This is a genomic window from Achromobacter sp. D7-1 (genome assembly GCF_059760445.1).
In genome coordinates, this window is sequence record NZ_JCBAMT010000075.1 from 24,444 (window position 1) to 33,633 (window position 9,190).

7 protein-coding genes are annotated in these 9,190 nt (G+C 64.1%); 4 read left to right on the forward strand and 3 right to left on the reverse strand.

All coding sequences use genetic code 11. The features are described from left to right. Positions 1-37 precede the first annotated feature (37 nt). The 3 genes from AC6LKD_RS25365 to AC6LKD_RS25375 form a co-directional block, all read right to left on the reverse strand. Positions 38-703 (reverse strand): response regulator transcription factor, encoded by a 666-nt coding sequence (locus AC6LKD_RS25365; protein WP_498117808.1) that lies wholly within the window; start codon positions 701-703, stop codon positions 38-40. 359 nt (positions 704-1,062) lie between these two features. Continuing rightward, on the reverse strand, positions 1,063-1,815 hold the full coding sequence (locus AC6LKD_RS25370; protein WP_492276296.1) for a response regulator transcription factor: 753 nt from the start codon (positions 1,813-1,815) through the stop codon (positions 1,063-1,065). A 563-nt stretch (positions 1,816-2,378) separates the two neighbouring features. After that, a complete protein-coding gene (locus AC6LKD_RS25375; protein WP_498117809.1) occupies positions 2,379-3,983 on the reverse strand; it encodes a glucosamine inositolphosphorylceramide transferase family protein in 1,605 nt (534 codons plus the stop codon). Positions 3,984-4,364: 381 nt separating this feature from the next. On the opposite strand from AC6LKD_RS25375, the gene AC6LKD_RS25380 reads away from it, so the two are divergent. From AC6LKD_RS25380 to AC6LKD_RS25395, 4 genes are all read left to right on the forward strand, one after another. Then, positions 4,365-5,030, forward strand: coding sequence for a TetR/AcrR family transcriptional regulator (locus tag AC6LKD_RS25380; protein ID WP_013395122.1), 666 nt, complete (start codon positions 4,365-4,367; stop codon positions 5,028-5,030). Between the two features lie 47 nt (positions 5,031-5,077). Next, a complete protein-coding gene (locus tag AC6LKD_RS25385; RefSeq protein ID WP_498117810.1) occupies positions 5,078-7,426 on the forward strand; it encodes an acyl-CoA dehydrogenase in 2,349 nt (782 codons plus the stop codon). A 12-nt stretch (positions 7,427-7,438) separates the two neighbouring features. Then, entirely contained in the window at positions 7,439-8,734 is a 1,296-nt protein-coding gene (locus AC6LKD_RS25390; RefSeq protein ID WP_498117811.1) for an acetyl-CoA C-acetyltransferase, read from the forward strand. Further along, on the forward strand, positions 8,731-9,190 hold a 460-nt coding region (locus tag AC6LKD_RS25395), incomplete at its 3' end, for an enoyl-CoA hydratase-related protein (protein ID WP_498117812.1). The genes AC6LKD_RS25390 and AC6LKD_RS25395, both read left to right, overlap by 4 nt.

Sequence of the window (9,190 nt, forward strand, 5' to 3'; positions counted from 1 at the left end):
GGAGTTCCTGCATCGGAACTTCCGCGCTTGCGCCATCCTACGCGTCGGGATCGTGCTTGGCTGGCGTCGAGCCATTGCCGCTTCTGACCAGCCCCATCTGCACCGCGATGTAGGCCGCCTCCGCCTGGTTGCGCGCGTTGAGCTTCCAGTACAGGGTGCGCGCATGGCTTTTTACCGTGGCCACGGAAATGCCGACCTGCTGGCCGATCTCCCGCATGGTCTTGCCCTGTACCAGCAATTGCAGGATCTCTTCCTGCCGTTGCGTCAATTCCCTCAGTTCCTGGGTTGGCGAATGCGATGCGCCCTGAGGTCGGGCCGCGGGCTGCGGATAGCATTCGCCGCCCGCCATCACCAGGCTGACCGCAGCCGCCAGCGCATCGGGGCTGGAAGCCTTGGGCATGTAGCCCGCGACCCCTGCCCGCGCACACGCCGCCATGACGCCCGGGTCCAGCACCGAGTAAAGCACCAGCACCAGCCGCGGCATGAAGAACGCCATCGACTGGGACAGGAGGCCAACGTCCTGCTCGGCCAGGCCGCTGCAACCCATCACCAGCAACTCGACTGGGCGGTTGATCGAACTGGACATGGTAAGCAATTGGGCTGGCGAGATGGCCAGAATGTCATCGGTGTTCCGCGCACGCTCCAGCACATGCTGGATCGCGACACGAAGCAGAGCGTAGTCTTCGATCAGTACGGTTGTCATCCCGGGGGGAACCTTGTGACGCATGGCCCATACACGGTTCCCATGACGCTGGCGCATCATTGCTGCAACGGCAGGCTGCTGGCGTCACCGACCTCACGGGAATCTCGTCCGCGGCGCTGGATCGCGATGGCGAGGCGGAGTGGTTCGCCTTCTCGATCCAGACTTGCGGACACAACCCATGCTATCAGCGGCTACGTTCGCTGAATCTCGTTCAGGAGGATGATTGGTGGAGGAATGCAGCAGCACTGCGACCGCGGATACTGCTGTGTATGAATTAGCCAGGATGGCTATGCGCATTCCCGGCAGCAATGGAACGCGAACGTCCCAGGCTGCCGGGCAGGCAGCGCAACCTGCCTCGGTTACCCGAGCTTGCGCCCATAGAGCTGCCCGGCGTCCACATCCCTGCCATTGGGTTCATGCCATTCCAAGGTCGCTCCACGCTGCAGCGCCGCGTATACGGCTTCGCCCTTGTTCTTGACATGCAAGCGCTGGTAGAGCGTGCACGCATGCGTCTTGGCCGTAGCCACCGAAATGTTCAACATCCTGCTGACGGTCTTGATCGGATAACCGCGCGCCAGCAGCACCAGCACTTCGTATTGGCGCGGCGTGATCTGCAACAGCTGCGCGCCGGCGCTGACGGGCATGGAGCCCTTGCTGGCGGCGGCATCGTCGGCTTCCCTTGCCGGCAAGGCGCAGACCGCTTGCGCCGGAGCCTGCAACGCCTGTTCGCTGGGGAAGCACTGCCCGCCCGCCATGACCAGGCGAATGGCCGCTTCAAGAATCTCCACCGAAGCCGTCTTCATCAGGCAACCGTAGACGCTGGCCCCGGGCAGGCCCTGTACCGGCATGGGCAGGGGCATCACGTCCGTCAGCAGCAGAATCCGCTTGGGCGTGAGCACGCGCTGGATTTCATGCAGCGCGCTCCATGCTTCGTCGGTATCCACTGGCAATCCGTAGATCAGCAGATCGGCGCCCGCGTGCACGCCGTCCGCCTTGGAGATGTCAGCCAAACCCATCCCCTCGATTTCCCACACATCATCCAACTTGCTCAGAATCTGCCACAACCCCAACCGCAGGAGCGGATGGGCTTCAATCAGGACCATCTTGGCCATGGTGTCCTCCCGGTTTTTCGACGGGCCTAGAAGGGATCTTCGCTGTGCTGAAGACTATTTTTTTTCCAGCCCCGCAGTGCGAGTCTGCAATATCCCGGAGTATCTAATGAAGCTGGCCCGGGGCATTTGGGCTGGGAGACTTTGGTAGCCAACATAACGGATGGCATGGACCCATCTTATGGTTCGAAATTGTCAAATCAAGACGTTTCGGCTCGATATAATCCGACAAAAACAGAAATCATTCGTTAGCCTTAATCATCATCGTAAATACGGAGGAGACGCGCTCCTCAGCCGTTCCGGCGCTAGGGTTTTCACCAGCAATTCCCCATATGGAGCTTGCGCTTTCCCTATGGAACATGCAGTGCGGGCACGGGCTTCCGGCTAAGGCAGGCCATTGTTACAGCCGTAAAAAAGCCGCGTCGCGGCATTCGCCGGGCGCGGCCTGGAAGTTCCGGAATCAAGGCAACAACTGTCTATATGTTTCCGCGGACACATCAAGCCCGTGCGTCTTTCTCGTAATCGAAATATAGGTAACATTTTTATTTTTGCGTTTCCGGCACGATTTACTCCATATAGGCGAAGTCAAATACCGTATGGCCGCCCTGATGATGCCAATGGTGCATTGAAGCATGGCGTTTTCTCAGGAAGCTCGCGTAGTGGATTTCGCCGTCCGTTTCCACGTAGGTGGAGGGCGACAACTCCTCGATCCGGTTCAGCGACACGCCCTTGCCGTAGTGGCAGAAGCCTTGGTATTGGGCGCAACGGATCACCTCTCCGCCAGGCGACACAACGATTCCGGCGTTGCGGGCCCGCATCGGGTTGCGGACGATGGGGTTGCAGGCATGCGGCGTCCACTCGGTCGAGCGCGGCGAATCCGAGAAAAACGCGAAGAGCTCATCGCAATGGCTTTGGCCGTCGGTCCGGTCGATATTTGTTAATAACCACCAATATTCTCCGTGCTTGAAAATAATGGTATCGACGGCGGATATATTAGTCATGAGATTTACATCAAGCTCCCACTTAAGCGGGAAATCGGTGCATTTCCATAGCTCTATACTGCGATTTCCGCAGGTTTCCGGCACCATGTAGGTAACGCCTTCGTGCTCGAATATATACGGAAACGACAAATGATAGGGTAGGTTCAAGGCCGTCCCCAGCAGGCGGAAAGCCCCGTCCGAGTAGGTCGCGACCGAGATCGTGCCCTTGCGGGAGGTAAAATCGTAATCCTCAAAAAATATATATGGCTTTTTATCCTGGGTATATACAAACGGATCTGCGAAGAATCTACCCTTGGGCGGCTGCAACACCATGGCCTCGGACACGACCGCCTGCTGCCGGGCAGACGGAAACATACCGATCCGCCAGCGCACATTGCGCTTCATGATGCGCCGCACAACCAAATCCGACATTAACCATGCCTGGCGCGCAATATATGCGGCGCTATCCCACTCCACCGGATCCTCGCGCCGCAGGCCGCTCATGATCTGCATGGCGGGCGGCGCCACGCCTTGCTTGACGCGGGCCAGCGCCTGCAACGCGTCGTACACCATGAAATTTCCCAGGCTGAACGCGCGCGCCTGATTCTTCAACCAGAACACTTCGGTGTTGAAACTGCGCTGGTCCAGCAGTTCGTCCTGATCCTCCCGCGCGCCCACGCGCCAGAGTTTCACCGTGGTGTGGTCCTCGCGCTGGAAGACCTCCCAGAAGCCGGCATAGCGGCTGGTCGCCACCGCAATATCGGAATAACTCAGTTGCCACACGCCCAGGCGCGCCCAACCCGCCATTTGCTCGCGAGTGGCCGGCGATGCGCCCAATGTGATGACCAGATCCAGGGCCTGCGCCGCGACCTGGCTTTGCGCCTCGGCCGCTGGCATGCCAGGCGCCAGCGACAGGACGGCGGCCGTATCCGGCGGCATGCTTGCGCGCATGTCGCGGCAGGCCAGCGCCTGCCGCTGCTTGGCCGGCAACAGCCGCGCTTCCAGGCGCGACAAGACGCCAAACAGGGCGCGCGTACTCAGGCGAGGAGACTTATCCCCGCCTTCCAGGTTCATCACCAGCAAAGCAGCGACTTCAAAATCCTGGCTATGCCTGAGCCAATCCACCATCTCATGCATCCAGCCGGGTTGCTCGTACCCGTCAACCAGCAGTCCCACTCTGTAGGTTTTCATTTCTCCTGCTCCTGTGCCAGGGCTTATCGGCCTTCCGTCCGGTACGGCGAACGGGCTAGCCAGTGCGTATTCAGGGGCGCGACAGATTCTTGTCTTCGCGCTGATACTGCGGGGTTTTGCGCGTCCCTTCCAGACCACATTCATCCTAGGTCGGCAGTCCGAGGACGAATGGCTCAGAATCATGCGCATACACTAGGAAATCGCTACTACCTACGCATGAGATTCGTCATCCCTCTGGTGGAGCCGGGCGAAAATCCGGCCGGTCCAGAATGTGCGACGCGCGTGCCGCTAGTGGTAAACCCTATTGGGGATAGCCGAGGCTCGCGTCTCAGCCATCTCTCACGCATAATTGTTTTTAAACGAACGTTTGAATTCAACCTTATGCAAGAAATCAGACCATCCCTCACCCGTGAATCCATCCTGGACACCGCCGAGGCCTTGTTTGCCCAGCAGGGACACGATGGCACCTCGATGCGCCAGATCACCACGGCCGCCGGCGTCAATCTGGCGTCGGTGAATTACCACTTCGGCTCCAAGGAGTCACTCGTGCAGGCGGTGCTCAAACGGCGCCTGGAAGTGCTGAATCGCGAGCGTTTGCGCCTTTTGGATGAACTGGAGGCGCAAGCCGAAGGCAGACCCCTCAAGCCGTCGCAGATCGTGGACGCTTTTTTCGGCACGTTGCTGCGCCTGGCGGCCGATCCCGCCCAGGCCGGCAGCACCTTCCTGCCCCTGCTTGAACGCACCATGACCGACCCCTCGGATTTCATCCGCGCGCTGTTCGCGGAGGAATACGCGGACGTACTGGAGCGCTACCGCAACGCATTGTTCGCAGCCCTGCCCGACGTGCCTCGCGCCGAGATCGTATGGCGCTTCCAGTTCATGCTCGGCGCCACGTCGTACGCCATCATCGGCACCGACCTGCTGCGCTCGGTCACCGGCTGGACCATTGACGACGCCGAACAGCCCGATAACCCGAACCTGCTGCTGCCGCGCCTCATGAGCTTCCTGCTCGGCGGCCTGCGCGCGCCGCTGCCGCAGGTGCCCTGAGCGCGACGCGCCCGCAGACGGAACAGAACCTCCACGGAGACAAGAAAATGAACGCAGTCATCCTCGCCCTGGTCATCGTCGCGCTGCTGGCCGCGGTCGTGCTGGGCGTGCGTCCCATCCGCCGCGCCCTGCTGTCCGCTCCGATCTTCAATCTGTACCGCAAGGTGCTGCCGCAGATGTCGGACACCGAGCGCGATGCGCTCGAAGCGGGCACGGTCTGGTGGGAAGGCGAATTGTTCCGCGGCCGCCCCGACTGGAGCCGCCTGCTGGCCTATCCCCGCCCGCGCCTGAACGATGACGAACAGCGCTTTCTCGACGTCCAGGCCGAAGAGGCTTGCCGCATGGTCAACGACTGGCACGTCACCCAGGAAAGCTACGACCTGCCGGCCGAAGTCTGGAGCTACCTGAAGACCCAGGGTTTCCTGGGCATGATCATTCCCAAGGCATACGGCGGCCTGGGGTTCTCGGCCTATGCCCACTCCGAAATCGTGACCAAGCTGTCCACGCGCTCGTCGGCCCTGGCGGTATCGGTCATGGTGCCCAATTCGCTTGGCCCCGCCGAACTGCTGCTGCATTACGGCACCGACGAACAGAAGAACCACTATCTGCCGCGCCTGGCGCGCGGCGAGGAAGTGCCCGCCTTCGCGCTGACCAGTCCCTGGGCCGGTTCCGACGCCGCCGCCATCCCCGACAGCGGCATCGTCTGCAAGGGCGAATGGCAGGGCCGCGAAGTAATAGGCATGAAGGTCACCTGGGACAAGCGCTACATCACGCTGGCGCCCGTGTGCACCCTGCTGGGCCTGGCGTTCCGCCTGTACGATCCCGACGGCCTGTTGGGCGGCGCGAAAGACCTGGGCATCACCTGCGCGCTGGTGCCGCACGACCATCCCGGCGTGGACACCGGCCGCCGCCACTTTCCGCTGAACGCCATGTTCATGAACGGCCCCACGCGCGGCACGGACGTGTTCATGCCGCTGGACTTCATCATCGGCGGCCCGGCCATGGCGGGTCAGGGCTGGCGCATGCTGATGGAATGCCTGGCCGCGGGCCGCTCGATTTCGCTGCCCTCGTCCAACACCGGCATGTCCAAGCTGACGACGCGGGCGGTAGGCGGCTATGCGCGCGTGCGCAGCCAATTCCGCACACCCGTCGGCAAGTTCGAAGGCGTGGAAGAAGCGCTGGCGCGCATCGGCGGCAACACCTACATGATGGACGCCGCGCGCAGCATGACGGCGGGCGCGGTGGACCTGGGCGAAAAGCCCTCAGTCGTGTCCGCCATCGTCAAGTACCACGTGACCGAGCGCGCGCGCCAGGTCGTCAACGACGGCATGGACGTCATCGGCGGCAAGGGCATCTGCCTGGGACCGTCCAACTTCCTCGGCCGCGCCTATCAGCAGATACCCATCGGCATCACCGTCGAAGGCGCCAACATCCTGACGCGCAGCCTGATCATCTTCGGCCAGGGCGCGATCCGCTGCCATCCCTACGTGCTGGCTGAAATGCAAGCCGCGCAGTCGCCCGACCGCAAGCGCGGCCTGGACGATTTCGACCTCGCCTTCTGGGGCCACGTGGCCTTCGTCGCGAAGAACAAGCTGCGCGCCTTGGGCACCGCGCTCACCGGTGCGCGCTTCGTCGGCGTCAACGCCGACGTCGCACCCGACATGAAGCGCTACTACCAACTGCTCAGCCGCTACAGCGCCGCCTTCGCGCTGCTGGCCGATACCTCCATGCTGGTGCTGGGCGGCAGCCTGAAACGCCGCGAGCGCCTGTCGGCGCGCCTGGGCGACGTGCTGTCGCAGATGTACCTGATCAGCGCCACGCTCAAGCGCTTCGAGGACGAAGGCCGCCAGGCGGCCGATGCGCCGCTGGCCCACTGGTCGATCCAGGACGCGCTGTACAAGCTGCAGGAAGCCATCGAAGGCGTGCTCGACAACTACCCCAACCGCTTCGTGGCCTGGAGCCTGCGCCGCCTGGTCTTCCCCTGGGGCCGCACGCAGTCCCTGCCGTCCGACCAACTGGGGCAGGACGTGGCGCGGCTGCTGATCAACCCGAGCGCGACGCGCGACCGCCTGACCGCGGGCTGCCATCTGCCGGCGACCGAAGCCGAACCCGTGGGCGCGATCGAACTGGCCCTGGCCGCCACGCTGGACGCCGAACCCATCGAAGCCAAGATCCGCGAGCTTGAAAAGCGCGGCGCGCTTGACGGCAATCCGCAGGCCAATGTGCGCGACATCGCCGACGCCGCCTTCGCCATCGGCGGCATCACCCCGGAAGAATTTGCAGTGGTGAAACGCCGCAACCGCTTGCGCGACACGGTGGTGAAAGTGGATGATTTTCCCTTTGACTTGCGCGCCGCGGACCAGGGCAGCCCCGCGGCCGAACGCAGGGTCGCCTGAAGGAGGCAGCGGATGGCATTCAAACCGGTTTACGTCGTCGACGGCGCCCGCACGCCTTTCCTGAAGGCGCGCACCGGCCCAGGCCCCTTCGCCGCCGGCGATCTCGCCGTGCAGGCCGGGCGCGCCCTGCTGCTGCGCCAGCCCCATGCGCCCACGGACCTGGACGAGGTCATCGTGGGCTGCGCCGCGCCGTCCCCCGACGAAGTGAACATCGGCCGCGTGATCGCGCTGCGCCTGGGCTGCGGCAACAAGGTGCCGGGCTGGACCGTCATGCGCAATTGCGCATCCGGCATGCAGGCGCTGGATTCCGCCATCGCCAACATCCAGTCCGGCCGTTCCGAACTGGTGCTGGCCGGCGGCACGGATGCCCTGTCGCGCGCGCCGGTGCTGTACTCGGACGAGATGGTGCGCTGGCTGGCCAGTTGGTATGCCGCCCGCGGCATGGGCGCCAAGCTCGCGGCATTGGGCCGCTTCCGACTGCGCAACCTCGTGCCCGTCATCGGCCTGCTCAAGGGCCTGACGGACCCGGTGGTCGGCCTGTCCATGGGACAGACCGCCGAGAACGTCGCGACCCGCTTCGGCATCGACCGCGCGGCGATGGACGCCTATGCGGCCCAGAGCCATGCGCGCGCGCTGGCGGCCCGCGCAGCCGGCGCGCTGGGCGAGATCTCGCCGCTGATCGACACGCAAGGCAAGCTCTATCCCGACGACGATGGCGTGCGCGACGACTCCACGCCCGAAAGACTCGCCAAGCTCAAACCCGTATTCGACAAGCCCTGGGGCAACATCACCGCGGGCAACAGCTCGCAAGTGACGGACGGCGCCGCCATGCTGACGCTCGCTTCCGAGGAAGCGGTGCGCAAATGGAACTTGCGGCCGCTGGGCCGCATCGTCGACAGCCAGTGGGCCGGCCTCGATCCCGCGCAGATGGGCCTGGGTCCGGTACATGCGGCCACACCCATCCTGCAACGCCACGGCCTGGGCCTCAATGACCTGGACTTGTGGGAGATCAACGAGGCCTTCGCCGCCCAGGTGTTAGGCTGCCTGGCGGCCTGGCGCGACGATGCCTATTGCCAGGAGCATTTCGGCACGCCGGCCTGGGGCGACCTCGATCCGGCCCGGCTCAACGTCGATGGCGGCGCAATCGCCATCGGGCATCCCGTGGGCGCTTCCGGCGCCCGCATCGTGCTGCACCTGCTCGCGGCCCTGAAGCGCCGCGGCGCCAGGCGCGGCATGGCGGCCATCTGCATCGGCGGCGGCCAAGGCGGCGCGATGCTGGTCGAAACCCTGGACGAGGACCGCCCATGACGACACTGGATACGCTATCCCACTGGCGCCTGGACCGCGATACCGACGGCCTGGCGTGGCTGACCTTCGACCGCGCCGGCAGCGCGGTCAATGCCTTGTCCGCCGACACCATGAGCGAGCTGGCGGTGGTGCTGGATGCGCTGGACACGGCCCCGCCCGCGGGGCTGATCATCCAGTCCGGCAAGGCCACGGGCTTCATCGTGGGCGCCGATGTCAACGAATTCGCCAGCCTGGACACGCCGGAACAGGCGCGCGCGCTGGTCGCGCGCGGCTGGAATCTCTTCAACCGCCTGGCCGCGGTGCGCTATCCGACGCTGGCGCTGATCCAGGGCCACTGCCTGGGCGGCGGCCTGGAGCTGGCGCTGGCCTGCCGCTACCGGCTGGTGGCGGACCAGCCCGGCACCTCGCTCGCGCTGCCCGAAGTGATGCTGGGGATTTTCCCCGGCTGGGGCGGCA

Excerpts from the sequence above, each read along its gene's own strand:
- AC6LKD_RS25385 (WP_498117810.1), top strand. The coding sequence starts at position 5,078 with ATGAACGCAGTCATCCTCGCCCTGGTCATCGTCGCGCTGCTGGCCGCG.
- AC6LKD_RS25365 (WP_498117808.1), bottom strand. The coding sequence starts at position 703 with ATGACAACCGTACTGATCGAAGACTACGCTCTGCTTCGTGTCGCGATC.
- AC6LKD_RS25370 (WP_492276296.1), bottom strand. The coding sequence starts at position 1,815 with ATGGCCAAGATGGTCCTGATTGAAGCCCATCCGCTCCTGCGGTTGGGG.
- AC6LKD_RS25390 (WP_498117811.1), top strand. The coding sequence starts at position 7,439 with ATGGCATTCAAACCGGTTTACGTCGTCGACGGCGCCCGCACGCCTTTC.
- AC6LKD_RS25380 (WP_013395122.1), top strand. The coding sequence starts at position 4,365 with ATGCAAGAAATCAGACCATCCCTCACCCGTGAATCCATCCTGGACACC.
- AC6LKD_RS25375 (WP_498117809.1), bottom strand. The coding sequence starts at position 3,983 with ATGAAAACCTACAGAGTGGGACTGCTGGTTGACGGGTACGAGCAACCC.